Origin of the sequence: Enterocloster sp. OA13, from assembly GCF_022440595.1 — a bacterium.
In the GTDB taxonomy this organism is placed as follows: Bacteria; Bacillota; Clostridia; order Lachnospirales; family Lachnospiraceae; genus Enterocloster; species Enterocloster hominis.
Genome location: NZ_JAKNTF010000001.1, coordinates 4335198 through 4361215 on the forward strand (window position 1 = coordinate 4335198; position 26018 = coordinate 4361215).

Annotated in this window: 25 protein-coding genes; 5 read left to right on the forward strand and 20 right to left on the reverse strand. The window is 48.1% G+C overall.

Features of this window, described 5'->3' with window-relative positions; all coding sequences use genetic code 11:
- Positions 1-126 precede the first annotated feature (126 nt).
- The 5 genes from MCJ35_RS19165 to MCJ35_RS19185 form a co-directional block, all read right to left on the reverse strand.
- Positions 127-1113, reverse strand: coding sequence for a tripartite tricarboxylate transporter substrate-binding protein (locus MCJ35_RS19165; RefSeq protein WP_025485831.1), 987 nt, complete (start codon positions 1111-1113; stop codon positions 127-129).
- A gap of 36 nt (positions 1114-1149) precedes the next feature.
- Positions 1150-2658 carry a tripartite tricarboxylate transporter permease gene (locus MCJ35_RS19170; RefSeq protein WP_025485829.1) on the reverse strand — a complete coding sequence of 503 codons (1509 nt, stop codon included), beginning with the start codon at positions 2656-2658 and terminating at the stop codon, positions 1150-1152.
- 17 nt (positions 2659-2675) lie between these two features.
- On the reverse strand, positions 2676-3125 hold the full coding sequence (locus tag MCJ35_RS19175) for a tripartite tricarboxylate transporter TctB family protein (protein ID WP_025485828.1): 450 nt from the start codon (positions 3123-3125) through the stop codon (positions 2676-2678).
- A gap of 22 nt (positions 3126-3147) precedes the next feature.
- Positions 3148-4149 carry a PdxA family dehydrogenase gene (locus tag MCJ35_RS19180; protein WP_025485827.1) on the reverse strand — a complete coding sequence of 334 codons (1002 nt, stop codon included), beginning with the start codon at positions 4147-4149 and terminating at the stop codon, positions 3148-3150.
- A gap of 221 nt (positions 4150-4370) precedes the next feature.
- Positions 4371-6287: a sigma 54-interacting transcriptional regulator gene (locus MCJ35_RS19185; RefSeq protein WP_025485826.1), complete on the reverse strand. Its 1917-nt coding sequence runs from the start codon at positions 6285-6287 to the stop codon at positions 4371-4373.
- A 292-nt stretch (positions 6288-6579) separates the two neighbouring features.
- Between MCJ35_RS19185 and MCJ35_RS19190 the strand changes: the two genes are divergently transcribed.
- Both MCJ35_RS19190 and MCJ35_RS19195 read left to right on the forward strand, forming a co-directional pair.
- Positions 6580-7647: a 2-keto-3-deoxygluconate permease gene (locus MCJ35_RS19190; RefSeq protein ID WP_025485824.1), complete on the forward strand. Its 1068-nt coding sequence runs from the start codon at positions 6580-6582 to the stop codon at positions 7645-7647.
- Positions 7648-7688: 41 nt separating this feature from the next.
- Positions 7689-8864, forward strand: coding sequence for an amidohydrolase family protein (locus MCJ35_RS19195; protein WP_025485822.1), 1176 nt, complete (start codon positions 7689-7691; stop codon positions 8862-8864).
- 97 nt (positions 8865-8961) lie between these two features.
- Here MCJ35_RS19195 and MCJ35_RS19200 read toward each other — a convergent pair whose 3' ends face one another.
- From MCJ35_RS19200 to MCJ35_RS19260, 13 genes are all read right to left on the reverse strand, one after another.
- Positions 8962-9603, reverse strand: a complete 642-nt coding sequence (locus MCJ35_RS19200) for an RpiB/LacA/LacB family sugar-phosphate isomerase (RefSeq protein WP_025485820.1) — start codon at positions 9601-9603, stop codon at positions 8962-8964.
- 10 nt (positions 9604-9613) lie between these two features.
- On the reverse strand, positions 9614-10534 hold the full coding sequence (locus MCJ35_RS19205) for a transketolase family protein (RefSeq protein ID WP_025485818.1): 921 nt from the start codon (positions 10532-10534) through the stop codon (positions 9614-9616).
- On the reverse strand, positions 10534-11355 hold the full coding sequence (locus MCJ35_RS19210) for a transketolase (RefSeq protein ID WP_025485816.1): 822 nt from the start codon (positions 11353-11355) through the stop codon (positions 10534-10536). Before MCJ35_RS19210 ends, MCJ35_RS19205 begins: the two co-directional genes overlap by 1 nt.
- Before the next feature lie 35 nt (positions 11356-11390).
- Positions 11391-12077, reverse strand: coding sequence for a FadR/GntR family transcriptional regulator (locus MCJ35_RS19215; protein WP_025485814.1), 687 nt, complete (start codon positions 12075-12077; stop codon positions 11391-11393).
- A gap of 47 nt (positions 12078-12124) precedes the next feature.
- Positions 12125-12781, reverse strand: coding sequence for an RraA family protein (locus MCJ35_RS19220; RefSeq protein ID WP_025485813.1), 657 nt, complete (start codon positions 12779-12781; stop codon positions 12125-12127).
- 23 nt (positions 12782-12804) lie between these two features.
- A complete protein-coding gene (locus MCJ35_RS19225) occupies positions 12805-13482 on the reverse strand; it encodes an RraA family protein (RefSeq protein WP_025485812.1) in 678 nt (225 codons plus the stop codon).
- Positions 13483-13492: 10 nt separating this feature from the next.
- Positions 13493-14215 carry a carbohydrate ABC transporter permease gene (locus tag MCJ35_RS19230; RefSeq protein ID WP_240299618.1) on the reverse strand — a complete coding sequence of 241 codons (723 nt, stop codon included), beginning with the start codon at positions 14213-14215 and terminating at the stop codon, positions 13493-13495.
- 165 nt (positions 14216-14380) lie between these two features.
- Positions 14381-15673, reverse strand: a complete 1293-nt coding sequence (locus tag MCJ35_RS19235; RefSeq protein WP_162158541.1) for an extracellular solute-binding protein — start codon at positions 15671-15673, stop codon at positions 14381-14383.
- 94 nt (positions 15674-15767) lie between these two features.
- Entirely contained in the window at positions 15768-16601 is an 834-nt protein-coding gene (locus tag MCJ35_RS19240) for a carbohydrate ABC transporter permease (protein ID WP_025485808.1), read from the reverse strand.
- Between the two features lie 362 nt (positions 16602-16963).
- Positions 16964-18103, reverse strand: a complete 1140-nt coding sequence (locus MCJ35_RS19245; protein ID WP_008719354.1) for a glycerate kinase family protein — start codon at positions 18101-18103, stop codon at positions 16964-16966.
- A gap of 113 nt (positions 18104-18216) precedes the next feature.
- Positions 18217-19395, reverse strand: coding sequence for a CdaR family transcriptional regulator (locus tag MCJ35_RS19250; protein ID WP_025485807.1), 1179 nt, complete (start codon positions 19393-19395; stop codon positions 18217-18219).
- 114 nt (positions 19396-19509) lie between these two features.
- Positions 19510-20757 (reverse strand): serine hydroxymethyltransferase, encoded by a 1248-nt coding sequence (glyA, locus tag MCJ35_RS19255; RefSeq protein ID WP_008719357.1) that lies wholly within the window; start codon positions 20755-20757, stop codon positions 19510-19512.
- Between the two features lie 186 nt (positions 20758-20943).
- A complete protein-coding gene (locus MCJ35_RS19260) occupies positions 20944-21153 on the reverse strand; it encodes a hypothetical protein (RefSeq protein ID WP_025485806.1) in 210 nt (69 codons plus the stop codon).
- A 330-nt stretch (positions 21154-21483) separates the two neighbouring features.
- On the opposite strand from MCJ35_RS19260, the gene MCJ35_RS19265 reads away from it, so the two are divergent.
- The 3 genes from MCJ35_RS19265 to MCJ35_RS19275 all read left to right on the forward strand — a co-directional run bounded on the left by MCJ35_RS19265 (position 21484) and on the right by MCJ35_RS19275 (position 23784).
- Positions 21484-21822 carry a hypothetical protein gene (locus tag MCJ35_RS19265; RefSeq protein ID WP_025485805.1) on the forward strand — a complete coding sequence of 113 codons (339 nt, stop codon included), beginning with the start codon at positions 21484-21486 and terminating at the stop codon, positions 21820-21822.
- 182 nt (positions 21823-22004) lie between these two features.
- Positions 22005-23255 carry a DUF2157 domain-containing protein gene (locus MCJ35_RS19270; protein ID WP_025485804.1) on the forward strand — a complete coding sequence of 417 codons (1251 nt, stop codon included), beginning with the start codon at positions 22005-22007 and terminating at the stop codon, positions 23253-23255.
- On the forward strand, positions 23236-23784 hold the full coding sequence (locus MCJ35_RS19275) for a GDYXXLXY domain-containing protein (RefSeq protein ID WP_240299619.1): 549 nt from the start codon (positions 23236-23238) through the stop codon (positions 23782-23784). The genes MCJ35_RS19270 and MCJ35_RS19275 overlap by 20 nt, the downstream gene beginning before the upstream one ends.
- A 93-nt stretch (positions 23785-23877) precedes the next feature.
- Here the strand turns inward: MCJ35_RS19275 and MCJ35_RS19280 are convergent, their stop codons facing one another.
- Positions 23878-24984: a mandelate racemase/muconate lactonizing enzyme family protein gene (locus MCJ35_RS19280; protein WP_025485803.1), complete on the reverse strand. Its 1107-nt coding sequence runs from the start codon at positions 24982-24984 to the stop codon at positions 23878-23880.
- A gap of 15 nt (positions 24985-24999) precedes the next feature.
- Positions 25000-26001, reverse strand: a complete 1002-nt coding sequence (locus MCJ35_RS19285) for a LacI family DNA-binding transcriptional regulator (protein ID WP_025485802.1) — start codon at positions 25999-26001, stop codon at positions 25000-25002.
- Between the last annotated feature and the right edge of the window lie 17 nt (positions 26002-26018).

Consider the following 26018-nt stretch of genomic DNA (forward strand, 5'->3'; position numbering starts at 1 on the left):
AGAAGCGGCCCTGTAATGGAATAAAACCCAAAAGCCATGGGCAGGGAACTGATTATCGTTTCCCCGCCCATGGCTTTTATCTGTCATATAGGATTCTGGCATAACATCTGCCGCCATATCCAAACCTTACTGGACGCCAATACTCTCCATATATTCTTTTTCGTAGGCAGTCACATACTCCGTTGCAGCCGCCATATCCATATAGTTACTAATCAATTTGTTCTTCTCCAGATAATCTGTCTTCCAGGCATCTGTCCCAGACACCTTCTTAAGCTGTTCACTCCAGAATGCGGCGGCAGAATCGCTCATGTCAGCCGGTGCTGCCACTCCGCGCCATACAGGCACTTCCACATTTTCATAATCCCCGATTTCACTTAAGGTAGGGGCATCGGCCAGATTACCTGCATAGCGTTCCGTGGACAGGGCCAGGACCGGAACCAGGGAACCTGCAGCCACATATTCCGTGGCTGCTGCTGGTTTGGATATGACAAACTCAATATGTCCGCCCAAGGCTGCTGTGATGGCGTCACCGGTGGAGTCATATGTTATGTAGGACATGACGTCCTTGCTGACCCCCAGCTCTGCAATCAGGGCATCATAGGTAGCGATATCATCGCCCTTGGAGCCTCCGATCACTACCTTTGTGCCGCTCTTTGCTGCCTCGATGGCCTCATTGAAATCAGCATATTTTGTATGGCCGCCCTTGAAAACAAGCTGTTTATCCACTGCCATGATGGCCAGGATCCTAAAGTTGGAGGAGCGGTTCTTCGTGTTCTGCACCATAGGCATCAGGTCACCGCTATTAAAGGTCAAAAGGGTGTAATCCGCCTTCTTTCCCTTTGTATTGGCAACTTCATTCCTTCCTATCTCGCCGCTTCCGTCTGTCTTGTTAGTAACAATGATGGTCTGTCCATTGACCATGTTGTCCTTTGTCATAATGTCAGATATCATTCTCGTATAGATATCGCTGCCGCCGCCCGGACTGGAGGTAACAATCCAGTTAATATTATCCTTTGGCTCAAAGGGGCCGCTGCTGCTTCCCTCCCCGCATCCTGTCACAAGCGCCGCTGCCGCCATCAAGGCTGCTGTCAGTAAAATACTCCTTTTTTTCATTTTGTTAACCCTCCTAATATTATTATGATAAAGCCATCAGGCCTTTGCTAATCTGGATTTCTTCCAAACTGCTTTTATGACAGGTGTAAAGATAAATGCCAGGAAAATAAGCATCAGCACGCATGTGATTGGTCTTGTAAAGAAAATGTCCAGGCTGCCTCCGGAGATAATGAACGCCTTGCGCATATTGGATTCCAGAAGCTTTGCAAGTACAAAGGAAAGCAGCATGGGCGCCGTGGGGAACCCGCTTTTGGTAAGGATGTAACCCAGGACACCGGACAGGAACATTACAATCACACCATACATGGAATAGCTTGAGCTGTAGGAACCCACCACACACACCGTGATGATGATGGGTATCATGAACTTCACTGGTACGGACAGTATCTTTATCAGGAACGGAATCACGGCAATAGATACAATCAGGGTAAAGATATTGGACAGGAACAAGGATGCAATCAGCCCCCATGTAAACTCCGGTTCATTGGTAAACAGCAGCGGCCCTGGGTTCAGTCCCCACATCATAAGTCCGCCTAACAAAACAGCACCTGTTCCGCTTCCCGGGATTCCAAGGGCCAGCAATGGAGCAAATGCTCCTGCCGCCGCCGCATTATTTGCCGCCTCACTGGCAGCGATTCCCTCAATGGCGCCTGTCCCTAACTCCTCCTCGCTCTTAAACTTTTTCTGGGCCGCATACCCCATGAAAGCGCCTGTGGTTGCGCCTGCACCCGGAAGCACGCCCACAAATGTACCCATAAGTCCGGAGCGTATGGACGGTGGCAGGAGCCGTTTAAAATCATGTCTGGTCAAAAGGCTTCCCCGGATTGTCAGTTTCACATCCCTGTTTGCCTTTGTGTCCGCGCCTCTTTCCATTACCAGGTTAATGACCTGCGAAAATCCAACGGTTCCAATGATGAATGGTGTAAACGGAATACCGCCCAGCAGATACATACTGCCAAAATCATATCTTGGCGAACCGGACAGGGTATCCATCCCCATACTTGCCAGCAGGATTCCCAGCATGGTGATGACAACACCTTTTATGGGGTTCTCACCCACCAGCCAGCTGATGGACGTCATTGCAATAAACAGCAGGGCCGTCATCTCTGAAGGACCGAACTTAAGGCCCACATTAGCCAGGGCCGGGCCTGTAAATGTCAGGATGATGATACCGATGGTCCCTCCGATAAAAGAAGCCATATTAGCAGTAAAAAGCGCCTGGCCCGGCCGTTTCTTCTTGGCTGCCATGGGATAGCCGTCCATGGCCGTACAGATGGCCGGGGAGTCCCCGGGTATGTTCAGCAGGATGGCGCTGAATGCGCCGCCGTACATATTGGAATAATAGAGCGCTCCCAGCATGATGATTGCGGTAGTAGGGTTGAATTTATAGGTAAGGGGCAACAGCAGCGCAACACCTGCAAGGCTTCCGATACCGGGCATGGCGCCCACTATCAGTCCCAGGATGGCGCCCAGCATGGCGGCTCCTATGTTGCTGAACGTAAACAGGGTGGAAAAGCCTCCTAACAACAGTTCTATATTTTCCATTTTCGATTGCTCCTCTCCTATAATATGTAATCCAGCAGGCCCATGGGGAAATACACTCCCAGCCACAGGCGGAACACGCCCACGGAAATCGCCACACAGACAGCCAGTACAATCAGCGTATCCTTCCAGCTTGTATGTTCAAAAACCTTCAGCCACAATACGATGAACAGATAACAGCTTGGAAGAAGGCCGATGATATAACTTCCCACAATAATCCCCGCGCCTCCCGCAATTACTAAAAGTTCATTTTTCTCATATTCGGCAGACTCCTTATCCTTCAATGACTGAAAAAAAGAAACAATACTGGTCAGGAACATGATAATGGCCATGATGGCTGGGAAAAAGCCTGGCCGTGGACCATCAACATGGCTCCAGAAGCCTAATTGTGTGAAACCAATCACTGCAAATACCACTGCAAATACAGCAAGCACCAGCGGTACAATCTGTTTCGTTCCTATCTTCTTCATATAAACCTCCCTTTTCTATCCATTATCCCCTCAGGTGGTTGGCCATCCTTGCCGCCATTTTCACTGCATTTTCAAATGCAGAAGTTTTTACAATCCCCTTGCCGGCTATATCATAGGCAGTCCCGTGTGCACAGGTGACAATAGGTGCCGGAAGTCCGCCGGCAATGGTAATCCCCTGGTCAAAGCCCTTTAGCTTCAGTGCAATCTGCCCCTGGTCATGGTACATGGTCACCACACCGTCAAAATCCCCGTTAAATGCCTTGATAAACAGGATATCAGATGGGAACGGGCCGTTGGCATCAATCCCCATTTCCCTGGCCTTTTCAATAACAGGCCCAATTACATCAATCTCTTCCCGTCCACATTTGCCGCCCTCACCGCAATGTGGATTAAGGGCCGCCAGGGCAAGCCTCGGCTTTTCAATTCCTGAATTCTTCAGGGACACATTAGCCAGGCGCACAGCCCTCATGATGGTTTCTTCCGTCAGGTTCTGGCTCACCATGCTGATAGGGATATGGCTGGTTGTCCGCGTGGTCCACAAATCCCCAAGGACATTGATTTCGCCAAAGGGGTCCGTGTGGTTAAACAGATGGGCCATGTAATGATGTTCACTTTCAAAGGGGCATCCGGCCTTTATCATGGCCTGCTTGTTTAACGGAGCAAAACAGAATCCATCGATTTTCCCTTCCTGATAAAGTTCAATAGCGGTCCTCAGCATATCCAGGCAGGCCTGTCCGCTTTTTATATGTATCTGTCCATAAGGCACTTCCTGGGGATTCAGATCCTTCTGGTCCAACACGGGTATTCCCTGATCCCAGTCCGCGTCCTCCACCTTTTCAATCACCTGCATGGGAATTTCCAGTCCACAGACACTGGCGCCCCGCTCAAATATCCTTACATCCCCAATCACAACCGGACGGCAGTATTCCTCATAAAACCCGGATGCTGCAAGCTTTGCTATGATTTCAGCACCCACCCCGGCCCCATCTCCCAGAAGTATTCCTAATATTGGTTTTCTGTTCATAAAATCATCCTTCCTTTTGATTTTTACTTTTGCTTTCATGTCAATATTATTAAGCAAATACCGTGCCAACTTTTTCAAAAGGAATGACCTGTTACAATTAATGTGTTTTTCCTCCTTAACTGCGTTGTGTATTCTGTATATTCCCATTGATTAAAACCAGAACACATATGTTACTTTTTTTGTTTTAATGTTTCAGCCTATATTTTTGTTTCTAAAATGTTTCATTCTGTTTTTTTGTTTAATTTTGTTTCATCCAGCAGATTGTACTTCTTCATTTTCCTCCACAGGGTGCTTTTATCAATCTTGAGATAGGCCGCTGTCCTGGTACGGTTATGGTCAAACCGCTCCAGTGCCTCAACCAAGGCCTGGCGCTCCGCAACCTTAAGGCCGGTATCCTTCTGCTTCCCGCCTGCCCCGTCCTCATCCCCAGGTATGCCGGGAAGCGCCTGCCTTACCTCCCCGGCCCCTGCCACAGGCCGCTCACAGAGAATGCAGATGCGCTCGCAGAAATTGCGTATCTCGCGTACATTTCCCGGCCAGTCATGACGCTTAAGCAATTCCATTCCCTCTTCCGATATCCTCTCCAGCACACATCCGGTCCGCTCATGCTCAAATCCCGTCATCTTCCTGACCAGATAGGGTATGTCCTGTCTTCGCTCCCTTAGAGGAGGTATATTAAGCTCCAGCACATCCAGACGGTACAAAAGGTCCCTGCGGAAATTCCCCCGTTCCACCTCCTGTCTTAAATTCCTGTTGGTGGCACAGATGACCCTTACATCAATGGGAATCACCGTGTCATTCCCCAGACGTATGATTTCCCTTTCCTGAAGCACCCGCAAAAGGCGGCTCTGAAGCTTTGGGGAAATATCACCGATTTCATCCAGGAAAATAGTCCCCCTGTGTGCAATCTCGAAAAACCCCATCTTCCCGCCCCTGGCCGCCCCGGTAAATGCACCTTCCACATAGCCGAACAGTTCACTCTCCAGCAGATTCTCGGGAAGGGCTGCACAGTTAATGGCCACAAAGGGGTTCTTGCGCCTGGGGCTGGAGTTGTGGATGCTCTGTGCAAACAGCTCCTTTCCGGTGCCTGTCTCCCCGTGGATCAGGATATTGGAATCAGCATAGCTGTATTTTTCAGCGGTTTTAATCAGGTTCCCCATCACAGGGCTTTTATATAAGATTTGTGTAAAATCATACTTAGCCGTAAATCCCGTGGAATATATCCGTTTTCGCAGCTTCCCTTCCTCCGCCTGGATCTGTTCCGTCCCCTGGAAGGTGATGACCGCCCCAAAATCCTGGGACTCGCCTGAAACAGGAACGCAGTTCACCATGACCGGGCGGCTTGAACAGTCACAGACTTCCGAGAGTATCTTCTTCTTTTGATGTATGACCTCCTCAATCCTGATGCCGGGAAATACCTCCCTTATATCAGTTCCTGCCAAAGGCTCCTTGCGTTCTTTCATATAGGAATAGCAGCAGCTGTTGGCAAGGGTGATGATTCCTTTCCTGTTTACCGAAATGATTCCCTGAAAGGAATAGTTCATGATACTGGCTATCTCATCCCGCTTCTCCCGCTCATACACCGTAACGGCAGCCAATGCCAGGGCCTCCGTGATGGCCTGGTTCACCGCCTCCCTGCCAGAACGTATCATGACAGCCGGGACATCACACTGCTTTGCAATCCCTACCGTTGAATATCCCCCAACGATGACCTGGTTTCCGTCCTCCTTTGCCCGCAGGACAGCGGTCTTAAGCATTATCTCATCGTCTTCCGCATAGCAGCTTACCCTCAGGCCCGGGTATACCTGGTTCACCTGCTCCGCCCCATAGACCATGTTAAAGGCGCCCACCACTGCAATCCTCTTAACATCCCACTGATTCAGGCACATCTTAACCGCAGCCAGCACATCATAGCCGGTGGTTTTAAGTTCAACACATGGAATCTTCCTCCGTTTCAGGGTATGGGCAGTGAATCCCCTGGCAATGATTACATCCCCATCCACATGCTCCAGCTTATTATTGTAATAATCCTGCACCACCTGGTACCGGATGTCCTTTGATTCCGGCCGCTCACTGATGACCCGCTGTATCACCGGCAGTATGTTGGGATATGGTGCAAAAAATACAAGTTTAACCATAACACTCCTCCTGGCATTTTCATTTATTCTATCTTACGGATTGCAATAATGGAATTAAGAAGTTGCGAATATTGTAAAAATGCAATCATGCTGGATTTGCATTTTTGTGCCATCTCTTTTATCAGGCCGGTTTCTTTATGCATACTTACTGATTCTTCCTATTCATTTTCATGTATTTGTTACAAAAAACAGGATTGCTTTTTTCCATCCCCCTATTTGGCATGGGGATTGCTTTTATATTCTGGCAGGAAACATTGCAATGATCCGAAAAAAAATCAAAGGAGATTCGATCATGAGATTACTGGCAACTATGAAACGTTTTCCCGCAGGTGTTATGGTAATCCCCCTGCTGCTTGGATGTACCATGAATACGTTTTTTCCGGACGCCCTTGCCATTGGAGGATTCACCACGGGCCTGTTCAAGAACGGCGTGCCTACTTTAATCGGCCTGTTCCTGTTCTGCAGCGGCGCTACCATTGATGTGAAGATGGCCGGTGCCACTGTATGGAAGGGTGTTGTACTCACTGCACTTAAATTTTTCATCGGCTTTGGTTTAGGGCTTTTATTAAATGCCTTGTTTGGGGAAGCTGGTTTTCTCGGCCTGGCGCCTCTGGCCGTCATCGGTGCCGTAACCAACTCCAATGGCGTTATCTACGCGACACTGGCCGGGGAATATGGCGATGAGACAGATGTGGGGGCCACCTCCATCCTGGCGCTTAATGACGGTCCGTTCTTCACCATGATTGCACTGGGTGCGGCCGGAATGGGTAATTTCCCGGTCACGGACATCATAGCAAGCATCATTCCCATGGTAATCGGATTCATCATCGGCAACCTGGACCATGAATGGAGAAAAATACTGGCCACTGGTATGATCCTCCTTCCTCCCTTTAATGGTTTTGCCCTTGGAGCAGGTATGAATTTCGGTAACATCTTAAGCGCAGGCATCTCCGGCATTGTGCTGGGCTTGTTAACAGTCCTGGCCACCGGCCTGCTTTCCTTTTTCCTCTACAGCGCACTGCGCAGGAAGGCAGACCCCATGGGTGCGGCCATCGGAACCACGGCCGGCGTAGCCACCACCACGCCCACTGCCGTGGCTATGGCAGACCCCTCCTTCCAGCCCCAGGTAGAGACAGCTACTGCCCAGACAGCCGCTGCAGTAGTCATCACTGCCGTACTCTGCCCTCTGATGGTATCCTGGCTGGCCAAGGCCTCCAAAAGATGGAATGAATCCCATGGTATCATAGAGGCGGTCCCGGTCATGGAATCAGGCGCTATGTCAGTGGATTCCAACCCCCTGCCAGCGGACGCAGGCCCTCTGTCAGCGGAAACAGGCGCCAGCGTTTCCCGGCAGCCTTAAAACATGTTTGGGACAATGACAGATGGAGGTAATGAATACAAATGGAACGCATCGTATTAAAAGCTGATTTAATCCTGCAGGGCAGGGAACTGGCCCCCATGGAAAAAGGATTACTGATAATTGAAAATGGCCGCATCCAGGACATACTGCCTCAGTACAGCCTGGCAGATTGCCACATTGCAGATGCCCGTGAACTGTCCTTCCCCGGCCAGACCCTGATGCCGGGCATGATAGAGTGCCATAACCATCTCTGTATCGATGCCACACTGCCTGAACATCTGGAACTGCTGGCATGGAGCAGCGAATGCCAGCTTACCATTCTGGCCCTCAAAGGGCTTAAGGAAGACCTGATAAGCGGTGTCACCACGGCCAGATGTATGGGCGATAAGTATTATATTGATGTAATCATGAAAAAACTGATTGAGGACGGCAAGGTCATCGGCCCCAGGCTCCTGACCGCAGGCATCGGCATGAAAGGCAGCCATGGCGCGGGGTACATCGGAAGCCCTCACTGTGGAACAGAAGAAATCAGGAATACCTGCCGCCAGAACCTGAAAAAGGGTGTTGACCTGCTGAAACTTTTTGTAACCCCAGGCGTCCCTGACCCTGACTCATCCTTTGTCCCCAGTTTCTTAAGCCTGGAGGAAATATCCATGGCCGTCAGCGAAGGCGCACGGCTGGGGGTTCCTGTGGCCGCACACTGTATTGGCGGGCAGGGTCTTAAAGACTGTATTGACGGAGGGGTGAAGGTGATTGAGCATATGTATATGGCCACGGAACAGGATGTGGAATGGCTGGCTGCCTCTGACTGTATAGTGGATCTGACCTCCGGTATTTTCCTGGATTCCAGCCGCGAGTCATTCCTGTCCCCTGCCAATGCAGAAAAAATCCGGCGCAACCGCCCACGCGTACGGGAAAATATTACCCGCATCATCCGCGCCGGGCTTCCCTTTGTCCTTGGCACGGATGCCTACCATGGCTATCTTTACCGTGAAGTGGAGTATGCAGTGAAACTGGGCTCTGATACGGTGACAGCCCTGCAGGGAGTTACTTCCCATGCCGCCGATGTCTGTGGTCTTGGACATAGGCTTGGGCACCTGTCCACCGGCATGGATGCGGATATCATCGCTGTAAACGGCAATCCCCTGGAGGACGTATCCTGTCTGTCACAGGTTGGTTTTGTGATGAAGGAAGGGTCTGTCTTTAAGCAGATGTAATCGGGTCTTACAGTATCCATAATGTAAAAAATAACCTCAGATGGTTGGTATTCAGCATGAACCAACCATCTGAGGTTATTTATCCTAAACTTCCATACTATGCCAGAATTCCTCTGATATACATAGCCAGTTCCTCATCTTTGCACTGTCCAAAGAAGAGCTCCGGGAATTTCTCTCCGGAAAAGGCCCCTTTCACAAGCTCCGAATCTAGTCCATTGAAGATTTCCACCAGATTTTCCTTAAATGTAACTTTCCTTACCTCATCCAGAATCTTTTTGTTCCTCTGTTCCGGCACTGCCCTCTCCCTTGGATATCCTTGTCCGGATGGCTCACAGAATAATTTCTCAAAAATATATTCCAAATTCAGGTCTCCGCCCCAGCCAAACCCTTTTGCGAAAGGAAGGGCAATGGCATTTCCATCATTAATCTGAGCAAATGTATATGCATCCAGCGCATCTTCCACATGTCCACAGATAACTCCAGGAAAGGAATTACAGGCCAGCATGGCCCCTTCGCCTGTTCCGCAGCCGGTAATCACGTAATCAGCCGCACCGCTGTTAAGAAGGGCTGCTGTCAGGATGCCTGCCTGAACATAGGTCAACTGTACCCGGTCATCCGCTGTATACATGCCATAGTTGTCCACTTCATAACCATAATGGTCAGCCACCTTCTTTAATGCGTTATAAATCACTTCGTTTTTCGCTGCCTGACTGTTTTCATTGATAAGCGCTATTCTCATATTTTACCTCTCACTTGATTTCTTCTTGCAAACGTTCCTTAATCCTGCCTATGCTTAACCCATACTCTTCCAACAGGGCTTCTGGCTTACCGGACTGGCCAAACCTGTCAAGAATACCGATTTTAACCACTTTCCTGCGGCCTTCCACCACATCCATGACAGCATCGCCCAATCCTCCGATGATACTGTGTTCCTCTACCGTAACAAGCCTTGGACATTTACAAGCATAATGCTCAATGCATTCTCTGTCAATCGGTTTTATTGTATGTATATTAATGACTGCAATTGAATACCCATCCTGCTCCAAAGCATCCACTGCATCCAGTACGTTTGACAATATGACCCCTGTAGTAAAAATGGCCATATCAGTTCCATCCCGTAACACATTCGCTTTTCCCACCTCAAAGGGACTTTCATCAAAAACCCGGCTGGGCAGCCTGGCAAGCCTGAGATATACAGGCCCCTCGATTTGAGCAGCAGCCTCAACAGCCTTGCGTGTCTCCTTTGCATCACAGGGTGATAGGATAGTCATACCCGGAATCACCCTCATTAAGGCGATATCTTCGATAGACTCATGGCTTCCCCCATCCTCACCCAATGTGATACCTGCATGTGTCATCCCCAATTTTACATTAAGTCCCGGATAGGCAATTCCGTTTCTCACCTGTTCAAATGCCCGCCCTGCCCCAAAGATTGCAAATGTACTGCAGAAAGGGATATACCCCATCGTAGACAGCCCGGCTCCCATGTCCATCATATTTGCCTCCGCAATACCTGCATTGAAAAAACGCTCCGGAAACTTCCTTTCAAAGGTTGCAGTCATGGTTGCATGTGCTAAATCCGCATCCAATACAACAACTTTCTCATTTTTCTCCCCTAAAGCGGCCAAAGCTTCACCATAAGCTACCCTTGTTGAAATCATTTCATGCATCATACCACCTCCTTAGACAACTCTTCCAAAGCCAGCTTTGTTTCTTCAGCATTGGGCGCCTTACCATGCCATCCAACCTGATTTTCCATGAACGATACACCTTTGCCTTTGGTTGTATGCGCAATAATACATTTTGGTTTTCCAGTGATAGTCTTAAGATATAGGCTTCCCACCACCTGCTCTATATCATTTCCATCCGGAAGTTCTATTACATTGAGTCCAAAGCTTTCCATTTTGCGATGTAAATCACCAAGAGGCATTACTTCATCATTCTGTCCATCAATCTGCAGTCCGTTATTGTCAATCACAATTGTCAGGTTATCTAAATGATATTTGGCTGCCGCCATACATGCTTCCCATACCAGGCCTTCCTGTATTTCACCATCTCCAAGCATTGTGTATACTTTAATATCCTGCCCAGCCTTTTTAGCCCCCAATGCCATACCTACTGCAATGGATATCCCCTGTCCCAGTGAACCTGTGGATGCGTCCACACCAGGAACCTTCCTTGCATCGGGATGCCCCTGAAGCATACTATGTATCTGTCTGAAATTTCCGAACTCCTTTACATCAAAAAATCCTTTTTCTCCAAGAATTGCATAATAACAAGGGGCTGCATGTCCTTTACTTAATACAAACCTGTCGCGCATAGGGTCATCCGGATTTTTTGGGTCAACACGCATCACATGATAAATGCCAACCATCAATTCCACAGCCGATAAGGACCCTCCCGGATGTCCGCTGGACGCCTCTGCAATCATACTGATAATATCTTTCCTGACCCTATTACATAATAGCTTCAGATTTTTCACCTCATCCATAGCATTTCCTCTCCCTATGACGGAAAGCCATGTTACTACAGCATTATATTCTCCATATCGACATCAATAAGCGCCAGGTGTCTCAACACAAAAATCTCGCCTATCTGGGCATCCCTTTCTTTTATTGCGTGCAGGATATCCTCATGAGCCTTAATGGCATTATATGCATTATGTTCAATCCGGAACGTCTTCAGACGGAAGACCGATATCTTCTCATTTATCCTGTCATTCATGAATTGAAGCATTTTATTTTTTGCCATCTTTACAATCCGTGAATGAAATTGTTCATCGCACTCTGCCATGGTAACACTGTCTTTCCTTTTTACACCATCCAAATACCTATGATGAATCTTTTCCAGTTCATGAATCTCTTCATCTGTCCCACGTTCAACAGCCAGTTTGATTGCCAGCGGTTCAATTGCCTGACGGACTTCCATAAACTCCTTAAGCTTAACTTTATTTCTAGAGAACCAATTTACCAGTTCATCCTGTTCTTCCGCATCTTTCCTGATAATATAGGCGCCTTTTCCATGCTGGATTTCAATCAGCCCCTGGGCTTCCAATACCCGAAGCGCCTCCCTGACCGTCCCTCTGCCTACAGAAAGTTCTTCGCACAGGCGTTTTTCCGTAAAAAGCTTCTCTCCAATCCGGCTTTTATCTGACCGGATATAATCCATCAGATAATCCGTGGTTTTTTGAACAGTTGAAGATTTTTCTTCCATTATGATGTTTCTCCTCCCCCTCCCGGAAAAGGATTCCAGGAAGTATCTTATCCTTTATATAATGCTTTAGTCTTAAAAACTTCAGAAATCATTGCCGAATCCGCTTCATCGTCAATCGCAGCTTCCATCCTCTTTTCATACTCCATATTGAGCAGGGCCTGATTTAAAACAAGATCTATATCTTTTTCCGAAACCACAAGTACACCGTCACTGTCCCCAAACACATAATCTCCTGATGATACCACCACCCCGCCGCAAGTCACAGGAACATCCAGGTCACGTTCTACCACCCTGCAGTTTCTTGGAGCCGGCATTATGGCAGCTCCCTTTGTAAATTGAGGGATTCCCATTTCCTTAATCGTTTCAACATCTCTGGTGTATCCATCAATAATCAGTCCATTGAGCTGATGATTTCCCAGAAAATGCATGATATTCTCACCACATATGTTTGCATCGGATGGAACATTCCACACCATCACCTCACCTGGCCTGCACCTTTCAATTATCTCAAACTGGTTCATCTCCTTATCCGGCGGAACCACATATGTAAACTGCGCTGTCCTGGCCCTGCCAAAAATCCTCATACCTGGTTTTGTAGGATAAACCCCTTTCATCCAGCATCCAACCTGATGCTGAACCATAGCATCCGTCACTGCTCCTGTTTCAATTTCACGAAAGATCCCTAACCTTTCCTGTTCGGTCATCTTTTAATCCGCCCCTCTCTATTTTACTTTATAATCTGGTTTCTGTTAATATCTATTTTCTTAAGATGCCCATATACCTCCCTCATCTGTTCCGAATTATAGCCTGCTTTTATGGCTTCCTCCAGCTCCTTTTCCCATACCATGTTAAGTCTGGCCTGTTCCAACACAATATCTGCATACTCCCACGGCACCACCATAACGCCATTGGCATCCCCGCAGATATAATCCCCAGGTCTGACCACAGCGCCTCCTACGGTTACAGGAACATTAACCGTCTTCTTTGTAGGCCTGAAGTTGACTGGTGCAGAATAGGCTGCCGGCCCCTTTGAAAAAACGCACCCTCCAATTTCTTCTATCTCATTAATATCCCTTATCTTCCCCTCAAGCACAATCCCATTAAGTCCATGACCCTTTATGAAATGAAAAATATTTTCTCCCATGATGTTGGCATCCATATCTACATTCCATACCAGGACATCACCCGGCTCCCCCATTTCTATTATTTCATAAGGCGTCAGTATTTCCTCTGGGTCGGATACCGTTTCAAACCTTGCAGTAACCGCACGTCCATATATTTTTGCTTTCTTACTGACCGGAAAGATTCCCTGCATCCATGCCCCAATCTTAAAACAGATAAGCGCATCTGTAATGCACCCAGGGTCTACTTCCTCAAAAACTTTTAACCGTTCTTCATTTGTCATTTTCTTTTCCTCACTTCATGGATTTTTTAATATATTGCACTGAGAGCAGAAGCACAATCGCCGCCATTACCACTGCTCCAGCAGAACCATAACCAAACTTCAGGCTTTTAATGCCATAGGTGTAAATAAATTGTGTGATTGTTGCCGTTGTATTAGCAGGTCCTCCTCCGGTAAGGATATTAATCTTATCAAACATCCTAAAGGAATCAATGGTTCTAAGCAGAAGGCACAGTACAACCGCACCACTGATACAAGGCATCGTAATATAACGGAATTCATGCCATCCATTCGCACCATCTATTTTTGCCGCTTCGTAAAGTGTCTGCGGCACGGTCTGTAAGGAAGCATAAATCAGAAGAAACACAAATGGCATACACTGCCATACGTCAATCAGAATGATGATGGGCATTGCTGTCCGTGTATCAAAGAACCAGTTAAACACAGGGATATGCATGAATCTGAGGAACTCATTTATGATTCCATAATTATTGGACAGCATGATTTTCCATATAAGTGCTGCAGTGACTGGCGGGAGAAGATTAGGAAGCAATAGGATGGTCCGCATGGTTTTCTTAAAATGCCTCAGACCATTTACATACACTGCCACACCGATGCCTGCCGCTGTTTCCAGAAGCGTACACGCCACGGTGAATTTTATGGTATTAATGACTGCCCGGATAAAATACGGATTCCTGGCCAAGTCAGCATAATTTTTTAAACCTATAAAACTCATTCTATCCTTTGAGATATAATAAAAGTTAGTCAGAGAATAGCACAGTGTGTATACTAACGGATATATACTCAGAACTGTCAAGATGACGAATGTAGGTGATTCCATCAATATGGCAAACGTTTTTCGTGAAATGCTTTTTTTCTCCAGCATACTTCTCCCTCTTTGTTAATTATCCATAATCTGTTCACAGGCAGTCTGTGCATCCTTAAGTGCATCATCTACAGATTTAGCCCCCTGGACCGCATTGTCAAGCTCTGTCCCCAATGTCACCGTAATCTCTGTCCACTGTCTAATCCTTGGCCTGTAAACAGCCTCTTTCAGTGCCTGGTATACATACTCCAGATTAGGGCTTTGTGCTATGATATCCGGATTTTCGTATACACTGGTCCTGGTAGGGACACCCCCATACTGTACGGAATCCATCTGCTGCCCGGCATCTGTTATGTATTTGATAAACTCCAAAGCCAATTCCCTATTCTGCGAATTTTCCGGAATGCCAAGATACCACAATCCATATATGCTGGATGGATATTCAGGATCATTTTCCCCTACTTTTTTAGGAATCATATTGAAAGCACTTGTATCATTTTCTAATGGTGTATACCAACCTGGCCAGTCAAGACTCATTGCACCGTTTCCAGACTGTACGGACGCCACAATATCATCCTTATCCATGATGGTTCCGTATTCCTTAAGGGTCATATAAAATTCCAGAGCCTTCTTAAACTCAGGAGTATTTATGGTCACATTGTTATTTTCATCCAGCACCTGCCCCCCATGTGCAAGAAGAATCGGATAAATATCGGTCAGGATATTCTCTCCAGCCTGGGCCCTCAATAGATATCCTTCCTTTCCAGACTCCTTTGCCTTTTTTGCCACTTCCAGGATGCCTTCCCAGGTATCAGGTGTTTTCTCATAACCTAAATCCTTTAATACCTGCTTATTATAGAACTGGACCATAACATTTCCATAAAATGGAACACCATATACATTCCCGCCATCGTCTAATCCGCCCTTGGTGGCCAACTCAATAAAATCCGGATCCAGGCTATAGCCCATCTCACTCATATTGACGATTGTTCCATTTTCAAGAAACTCTGACAACCAGCTTCCATCAATCATAAGAACATCATATGTTCCTTCACTATTCTGGGAATCCAGCGCAATCTTCTGGTACATATCTGTAAATCCCAAATCAAGGAATTCAAATTCACAATCATGTTCTTCTGCAAACGCAGGTGCAAGGTTTTTCATAACATCTGTATAGGAACCGGCTCTTAGCACAAGGGTGAGTTTCGCTTTTTCTCCCTCCTGTGTACCTGCATCCACCGATTGGCCTGCTGCCTGTTCTGTAGATTTCCTCTCTTCCTTTGGAGCTTTGCCAGATGCACATCCTGTCATGATTCCAGTTGCCAGCATTGTCCCCACAATTGCCATAGCTGCTAATCTCTTTCTCATAATCAACATTTGTAACTCCCTTCTTTTGTTTTAATACAGTAAAAATCCACAATAGTAACTTAAGCTCCTTACATGCTCCTGCCATCCCCCCTTCCTATTCTTTTACAGCTCCGCTGCTTAGACCAGATATCAGATACTTTTGAGCAAAAGTTATAAATACCGCCATCGGCAGTAATGATACGATGCCCCCCGCAGCAACCAGTCCAAACTGCGTGACATTATCTTCTGTGTTGAGAATGGATAACGCAATCGGTACCGTATATTCTTTTGACCTTTGAATAAAGATTACTGAATATGTATACTCATTCCAGGCGTATATGAACGATAACATTGAGATAGCCGCAATACCAGGCAACACCAAAGGTAATACCACCTTTCTGAAAAGCTGCCATTCTGTTGCGCCATCTATCTGGGCACTCTCTTCAATTTCTACTGAAAGATCCTGAAAAAAGCTGATAATAAACCATACGGTTAATGGTATGTTGATAAAAACACATGCACTTATAACCGGCATTAAAGAGGTCAGCATCTTTGTCTTAGAAAACAAAATATACAGAGGGATTGCAAATGATATCGGTGGAAGTACTCGGACCAGGAGAATCCAATATGTCATCAACCTTTTTGTCTTTATCTTAAACCTGGACCTTGCCAGGATATAAGCACAGGTCAGTCCGCATGCCAATGAAATGCAAAGGGAAATCAAAGTAGTAACCGCACTGTTTTTTAATGCAATCCCAAAATTCTTCTTAATGAATAAATTAGAAAAATGTTCCAATGTAATCTGCTTGGGAAATAGGGATATCTTTCCTACTAATTCATCCATCGGACGTATGGCAAGGCCCAACATCCACAAGATAGGAAACAGGGTAATTATCAAAAGAAAAACCCCAATACAAAATTGTATGATAACATTTGCTCGTTTCTTCATCTGTCTCCTCCCATTATTGTATTATGACTTTTAATTCTATCCAATGTGTTCATACATTCTTTTATATATTTTATACATTATTTTTATATTTTTGTCAATATATTAGGTTATTTTACTTATAGCCATAATCATTTTCGTGATTTTTAACAATGAATATAAAAATTTTATGTTTCCCTATGCGAAACCTATTGTCATACAAAAATGGCTATAAGCACCAATATCTGGTGACTTATAGCCATTTTACCTTAATCCATTTTTCTTATATTAATATACAATCCAGATTCTCCCCCTCCACAAAATAACCAAAAAGGAAAGATATCCTGCCCCAACAAACATGTCCTCTGTTAATTCAGTATCAGCCCTTACCGAAGCCCCATCCCAGCCTTCAGCATCCGGAACATCCTGTCAGCCGCGCTCACATACAGCTCCTCGGACCGCCCAAGGGCCTCCTCCAGCTCCATGGCGCCATTAATGGTAGTCATGATACTGTCCACGCCATAGTCAAAGATGGTCTCCGCCTTCTGCCCCATGCCGCCCACAATTGCAACCACAGGTATCCCGCGTTCCTTGCAGCGCTGTCCGATTCCGCTGGGCACCTTGCCAAAGGCGGACTGCCAGTCCATCCTGCCTTCCCCGGTCACCACCAGGTCCACGCCCTCTAACAGTTCATTAAAATGCACCAGATCCAGGACCGTGTCAATACCGGACTTCAGGGTGGCCTTCAGGAACACGCAGAAGGCTGCTCCCAATCCACCGGCAGCGCCGGAACCAGGAATCCTATCCACATCCACACCCAGTTTTTCCTTAATCAGAGCAGCATACTGAATCATGCCGCCTTCCATGATATCAAGGATTTCGGGCGTGCCGCCTTTCTGCCTGCCAAAGGTATAGGTGGCCCCGTCCGGCCCTGTAAGCGGATTCGTCACATCGCACATGACCGTGAACCTGGCTTGGGACACGGCTGGATGCATTCCGCTCACATCGATATCAGCCACCTTCATAAGGTCCTCTCCCCTTCCCTCCAGTTCATGGCCCTGGGCATCCAGGAACTTCACCCCGAGGGCGCGCATGGCCCCCATACCGCCGTCATTGGTGGCGCTTCCCCCAATGGCAATGGATATCTTCCTGTATCCCCTGTCCAGGGCGTCCTTAATCAGTTCCCCTGTGCCGTAGGTGGTTGTGTCCAGTGGATTGCGCTTCTCGGCAGGAACCATGGGAAGGCCGGAAGCCGCGGCCATCTCGATGATGGCGCTGTCCCCTTCGAATTCCCCGTAAAAGGATTCGCACTCCTCCATCAGAGGTCCGTGGACCACAAGCCTGCGGTATGTCCCGTTCAGGGCCGAGATGACCGCGTCAATGGTTCCCTCCCCTCCGTCAGCCACCGGTACCCCGGCTGTCTCGCAGCCAGGGAAGATGCGGCCCGCGGATTCCTCCAGCAGGGCCGTGATCCGCTCAGATGATAAGGTTCCCTTAAATGAATCAGATGCAAATAAAAATTTCATGTTCCGCCTCCCAAATAGTAGTATGTCATAACGGTTTCCTTATCTACTATTTTAGCCGCCCCAGGACCCGGCGTCAATGTTCCCCAGAACAATCCTTTTTCATTTTTTATGTTCTACAAGACTTCCTCCATCCCGTCCTTCACATCCCTGAAGAAAAGCATTGCCATATAAAACACCGTTGACTGGCTCACAAGCCGCACATCATATCCGGTCAGCTCCTCCAGCCGCTTCAGCCTGTAGGTCAGCGTATTCTTGTGTACATGGAGTTTTTCCGATGCCGCCTTGAGCGAACCTTCCGATTCGAAATATGCTTCCAGAAGCCCCATCCACTGGCACAGTTCCTCATATCCGCATTTCTTGAATAACTTATGTATATACTCGGCCTTCACCCCATCCCCCAGGTCCTCCGTAAACAGTTCCAGGGTAACGCTGTCATATGCAAGGATGTCTTTTTTTGCCAGGCCCGCGGAGCGCCATGCCTTATTGGCCTGTCCATAGGCCACGTGGATGTCCTCCGCCCTTCCGTCAATCCCCACCACCATGCGGATATTGAACTTTTTAAAAACCGCTGTGCGGATACGCCCGGCCAGTTGTTCCATCTGGCGGTCCGGGCATTTCTTTACCAGTATGATCTGCCTGCCGCCGCTTCTTAGCACAAGGCTTCCCCTGCCTGCAAGGGAGGCAGCCTCCCGTTCCACCTGCTCCAGCAGTTTCTGTCCTGAGGCAGTGGATGCATACTCCTCCAGCTCCCTGGCACTGGCAACCATGACGCGCCTGGGTACCGCAATGTCAATGCCAAGGGCAAATCCCCTCTCCTCCAAAATCCTGGGCTGCATCAGGCCGCTGCCAATGACCCAGTCCTCCAAAAACCGGTTTAAGACCCGCTGGCCCATACGGCGTTCATCCTGTTCTGCATTTTCCCGTATCAGGATCTCCACCATCTTCTTCACAACCTGACCATAGCCCACCACCTCGCCATACAGGCCTGTGATCCCGATGACGCCCACAATGCTCCCGCCATGGGTAATGGGCAGGTTCAGACCCGGCCGGGACGTGGACGTAGCGTGTTCCGTCTCCACATACAGCTCCGGCAGATGTTCCCCGATTAATTTCCTGGCGCCTTCATGCAGACTGCCGATCCTGGTCTCATCCGTGCTGGCAATCACATACCCCCTGCGGTCCATCATGTTGATGTTCTGTCCCACCACGGCCCCTACTTCCTCCACGATGGACTGGGCGCCCTGCCTTGACAGCTTAAGCCCGCTCTCCATTTCCAATTCATATTGTTCCATACGCCTGCCCCCGGACATACAAAAATCTTAATTGCCAAAACGGCTGCGCCTGAAGTCTCCAGACGCAGCCCCTTATCCTTTTGTTTCTGTAAATGTGTATTCCGCAAATCTTACCTATTTGTAAATCGGATACTTGTCGCAGAGTTTTGTGACCTCGCTCCTGATATAATCAGCCTGGTTCTCAAAATCCGTGGCTGCCAGCCAGATGCACTCTGCAATCTTAGGCATATCCTCTTCCTTCAGGCCCCTGGTGGTGATGGCCGGTGTTCCGATGCGCACGCCGGATGTCACAAACGGGCTTCTGGGGTCATTAGGAACCGTGTTCTTGTTCAGTGTGATGAATACCTCGTCGCAGCGGTTCTGCAGTTCCTTGCCGGATACATCCATGCCCCGCAGGTCCACTAACATAAGATGGTTGTCCGTGCCGCCTGTAAGCAGCTTGAAGCCCTGTTTCTGAAGCGCCTCTGCCAGCGCCTTTGCATTCAGTACCACCTGGTGCTGGTATTCCTTGAACTCGGGCTTAAGGGCCTCGCCAAAGCAGATGGCCTTGCCTGCGATTACATGCTCCAGGGGACCGCCCTGGGTTCCCGGGAATATGGCCTTGTTGAAATTAAACTTCTCAGCAGCCTCCTTGTTGGCCAGTATCATGCCGCCCCTTGGCCCCCTCAGGGTCTTGTGGGTGGTGGTGGTCACGACATCCGCGTAAGGGATGGGGCTTGGATGCTCACCAGCGGCAACCAGTCCTGCAATGTGCGCCATATCCACCATGAGATATGCGCCTACCTGGTCGGCTATCTCACGGAATCTCTTAAAATCAATGGTCCTCGCATATGCGCTGGCGCCTGCGACAATGAGCTTTGGCTTTGCCTCTTTGGCAATCCTCTCCAATTCGTCATAGTCGATGTATCCCTCATCATCCACGCCGTAAGGTACGATATTGAAGTAAAGGCCGGAAAAGTTAACTGGGCTTCCGTGTGTCAGATGGCCGCCGTGGTCCAGGTTCATGCCCATCACGGTGTCCCCTGGTTTTAACATGGCCACGAATACAGCCATATTGGCCTGGGCGCCTGAATGCGGCTGCACATTGGCATAATCACATCCAAACAGCTTCTTGGCGCGCTCGATGGCCATGGTCTCCACCACGTCCACGCACTGGCATCCGCCGTAATAGCGCTTTCCTGAATATCCTTCCGCATACTTATTGGTAAGCACGGTACCCATAGCCATCATGACCGGCTCTGATACGATATTCTCAGATGCAATCAGTTCCAGGTTGCGTCTCTGACGCGCGCATTCGGCCTGGATGGCCTCGCCCACTTCCTTGTCATATCCGGTGATAAAATCCATTACTTCATTAACCATTGGTCTTACCTCTTCCTTTCGTTTTAACATATTAACGTGACAGCCTTTTGGTGCTGATTATAACCTATATAGAAACAAAAAGCAAGACATTGAATCAACAGCGCCAGCACAAATCCGGCGGCACAAATCCAGAGGCACAAATCCGGCTCATCCGCAACAGTCCATGTCAATCCGGCTAACTGCGGATCAATATAAACCATATTGCCCTGAAACCAGTTCCCAAAGTCCCTTGCGGGCAAGTCTTTCCCTGGGAACCCTGAATGTGATTGTCACCACCCCGGGCGCCCGTCCAATCTCGATTGCCCCTGATATGGTAACCCTGTTCTGCACCTCAGGAACACTCATATCAAACAGTCCGGCTGCCATCCATATCCAGAAGAATAGAAGAATATCCATGCATCTGTGGCAGCGCCGCCAATCGGCCGGCCAGCTGGTCCGCAGTATTTCCGGAAACCGTGCGTTAAAATTTTGTTATCTTTTATCAGATTGGAAAAATAAGAATTGTTCATAATTTTTCCACTTAACCCCTTTGTTTTAGGGCTTTCTCAGATAAAAAACTGACAATTCCCCATCCATATTCTTAATAATTCCGTAATAAACATAGTACTTTCTTTATATTTTGGACACAATTTGGTCACAATTATAGTCTATTATCAATCTCGTTCCAGAAATTTACGTTTTATGGAAAACCTCATCGGGAGGTTTTCAGAGGAGAGGAGAACTATTATGAAGAAATCTATCGCAAAATCCATGACAGCCGTTATGGCAGCAGCAATGATCGCAGCAGGCCTGACTGCTTGTGGCGGTTCTGACAACAAGGCAGAGACCACCACAACTGTTGAGACCACTGTAGCTGCTACAGAGGAAACCACCACAGCAGAGGCTTCTGAAGAAGAGACCACTGTTGCTGAGGAAACAAGCGAGGAAGCTGATGCAGAAGCTGCCACAGAAGAGGCTGCTGATGCTGAGGAATCCAAGGAGGCTGACGCTTCTGAGGAAGAATCCACCGAGGCTGCTGATGCTGCCGTTGCTCCTGTAGAGGAGTCAACCGAGGCTGCTGAATAATCAGTACCAGGTAAATGGAAAAGGCCGGGGCGTTTTCGCTTGCCCCGGCCTTTTATGATTCCTCCATCTCCCGGATTTCCGGTCCGGGATAATGACAAATGTCATCCCATCCATGACAATCAACATCTATACCATCCCCCTCAAAAAGGCTATAATCATTATAACAGAAAGGGGGATGCCCAATGAATTCCAATGAATTTTACAATGAATTAAAGCAGCTCACAACGCTTGGTTACCTGGAACAGGCCCAGCTGGAACGTATTCAGGATGAATACATAAAGACCAGGAAGGAACACCATAACGCCTTTCTGATATTTGCCCTGATAGGCGTGGTCTTCATCGGCGCAGGCGTAATATCCCTGTTTGCCTATAACTGGTCCATGTTTTCCAGGGAAATGAAAGCATTCATCGCCTTCCTTCCCCTGCTGGGCGTCCAGGTACTTCTTTTCCTGAAAATCCGCGCCCAGGCTTCCGAGGTGTGGATCCAATCCCTGTCACTGGCACTTGGCATTGCCTTCTTATCTGCACTTGGGCTGATATATCAGGCGTACCAGATTTCCTACAGCCTCCAGTCCATGCTGCTGACCGGTTTTGTGCTCATGCTGCCCGTGGTGTACCTGCTGGACGGATACTATCTGGCCCTCTTATATATGGCGGGGATCTGCTGGACCGGATGGAACAGCGACTACATCCTTCTGGCCTCCCTCCTGCTTCCCTATTATATAAAATGTGTCAGGAAGGACGGGGCCTGCCGTCTGCTGTCCCTGTGCTTTTTTATCTGGATGCTGTATCTGGCAATCCTATATGTGCCCTATGGCGCCTTTTACGCCTGTATCCTTATCCTCCTGATTTACATGACCATTGAACGGCCGGCCCTTTATCCGGTGCTGGCAGGACGGATGTTATATGTCATGCTGTTCACAAAAGCTGTTTTCTATCTGTTCTTCAACAATTTTACGGAACTCTTTGGCTACGGAAGCCCTGACCCTTACTTCTACCACATGCAGGACCCCCTCTTATTGGCGCTGCTGGCAGGGGCTTTCATCCGGATCTATATCTTTTACACAAAAAAGGCCGGGAAGGCGCGGTTGGACCTCCTGCTGTCCGTTATCTTATGCGGGCTTCTGACAGCTGACCTGATGGTTTTCCCATATGCCTCCTTCCTTGCATATGAAATCCTTGTCAACCTCTGTCTCATTGCATTCAGCCTGTACAAACTGCTGCGGGGGATAAAATCCGCCAACCTGGCATCTGTCCGCCGTTACACGGCCGCCATCATACTGTATATCGTGTTAAAGGTATCCCTTGGCAATTACCAGCTGCTGGTCAAAGGGATTGTCTTCCTGATAGCGGGCCTGGCGTTCCTTGCCGTGAACTACAGGATGACCTTAAAGCTGAAGGGAGGGAACGTACATGAAAATACACCGCAATAAGATAATCCTGATTGTATCTGCATTGCAGCTTCTGATGCTTCTGGCTGTCATTGCCATGGTCTACGTGGTATCAGGCAACGGCCGGACCGTGACCCTGGAAATGACCGGTTATGACCCTTACGACGCCCTGCGGGGCCGCTATCTCCGGCTCAGCAACCCGGACAGCAGGGTTACACTGGAACCTGGTTCCATTGAACGCTACGAAAACAGGCGCGGAAACAGCATCCCTGTATATGTGGTCCTGGATACGGACCCGGACAGCGGTATATCAAGCTTTTCCTATGCATCCCTGGACCGCCCGGACAGCAGTACACCCTATATCAGATGCTCCTCCCGGTATCTGTGGTTATACGATGACGGGGCACAGGTTGCCATCCAACCGCGGATTGAACAGTATTACCTGAACGAACGGCATGCCGACGAGCTGGACCATTCCATTACCTGGGACAGCGATATCCGGCTTACGCTTAAGATATGGCGCGGTATGTATGTGGTGGATGGTCTTGTGGTTGACGGGCAGGCTTATTAACCATCCCATATCAGCAAAACCCGTGAGGAAATTCCTTAAAGGCAGATTTCCTCACGGGTTGTTACATCGTATCACAATAAAACCAGCTGACCCCTACACCCTATACTTCCCTATAGTATCCCAATTCAGGCTTAATCCTAAACCTGGCTCCTCAAATACAGTAACCATACCATCCTTCATCACAATACCCTGCTGGCAAAGTTCTGTCCGCAGCGGATTCTCATCCAGGGTGTACTCCATATACCTGGTATTGGAAAGGGATAATCCGAAGCTCAGATTCGCTGCCAGTGAAACCATGGAGGCTGAGAAATGGGGGATTACACTTTTACCCCAGGCAGCAGCCAGCTCCCCTACCCTTTTGGCTTCGCTGATGCCTCCTGACCAGATAGCATCCACCTGGACAATATCCACTGCATCATTTACAATAAAATCCCGCATCCCAAACCGGGTAAGGTTCGTCTCGTAACCGGCAATGGGTACATCTGTACTGTGGGCCAGGCGGATACAATCCTGCATGAAATCAGTAGACATGGGTTCCTCAAAAAACAGCACGTTTTCCTCCTCGCAGATTCTTGCCATCTTTAATGCGGTTGGATAATCCCAGGCGTTATTGGCATCAATGCCAAAATCCGCATCTCCCACAGCTTTCCTGACAGCCCTGACCCGCTCCACATCCTCATTAAAAGGAGCGCCGCCCACCTTCATCTTCATGGTCTTAAAACCCATATCAAGATAGCCGGTAAATTCCTCCTGAAGTTCTGTTAAACCTTTACCATCCATATAATATCCTGCGCTGGCATACGGCTCAAGTGATTCCCTGGCAGCTCCCAACAGTTTATAAACGGGCTGACCGGAAACCTTGCCCAGGATATCCCACAATGCAATATCCACAGCGCTGATGGCTGCCATAGTAATCCCTCTGCGCCCGTATCTGGACGTGTTCTGATACATGGCGTCCCACAGCTGCTGAATCATTAAAGGATTTTTTCCTATCAGGTGTGGCTTTAATGTCTCATTGGTGATTGTCTCCAGGGAATCCAGACATCCCAGTGCGAATCCCTCACCGATTCCTTCAACCCCTTCATCCGTCTTAATCTGAACTAAAAACACATCCCGGCTTGGAATGCCGGCCAACCCATCCCTTGGCGGGTTCTTTGGAAAAAATTTTAATTTGATTGGGTTGATTTCTGTTATCTTCATGGACGTTCCTCCTGGTCATAATAATGTCCTGCAGCTTTTTCTTTCTACCAGCTTTCCCTCCAGCACACAATGTGCTTCCTCGGCTTCAGGCTCCTGTATTAAATCTTTTAATATCTCAAAGCACCTGCACCCCATCTCGTATTTCGGTACGTGTATGGTCGTCAGGTCTATCCCACTGACTTTTCCCCAAAATATGTCATCAATACCAATGACAGATGCATCCTCCGGCACACGGTATCCTTCGTGTTTTAATGCATCCATTGCTCCTATGGCCATCATGTCATTGCTTCCAAGTATTGCGGTAAATCTGACTTTTTCCTCCAGCAGCTGCGAAACCGCCCTGTATGCCCCATCATAAGAAAGGTTGCCCTTGACAATCCTGCACTCATCCTTCTCAATTCCGGAATCCCGGAGCGCATCCAGATAGCCATTCAACTTCTGATGACTGCTGAAAGACTTCTGCTTTCCAAAAATAAAAACAATTTCACTATGGCCTAATCCAATCAGATACTCTGCCGCTTTATACGAGGAGCCGTAATCATCGCATACCACATAACTGCTTTCTGCATTCTCCAGTTTTCTTCCTAAAAGAACATAAGGGATGTTTGTCTCACACAGGTACTGTATCTGGTCTTCCTCCTGCAGCAGGCCCGCGTGTATGATTCCATCAACCCCCAGTTCCAGAAGCTTCGGTATGGAATCACAGCTATCGGTATTTCCCATATGGCAGCTCAGGATTGTTCCATACCCATATCCGGCGGCGGTTTCTTCCACCCCCTGGATAATTTCCGTGTAAAAAGGATTCTCCAGCTCAGGAACAATCAGACCAATCATATTCCTACGGTTATTGACCAGACTCCTGGCCGCACCATTCGGTATGTACCCCAGCATATCAGCTGCCTCTTTTACCTTTCTCACTGTTTCCGGGCTGACGTGCACATTGTTGGTCAGCACCCTGGAAACAGTCGAAGTTGATATACCTGATAACCTTGAAATATCTTTTATTGTTACCCGCATCTTGATTCTCCTATATG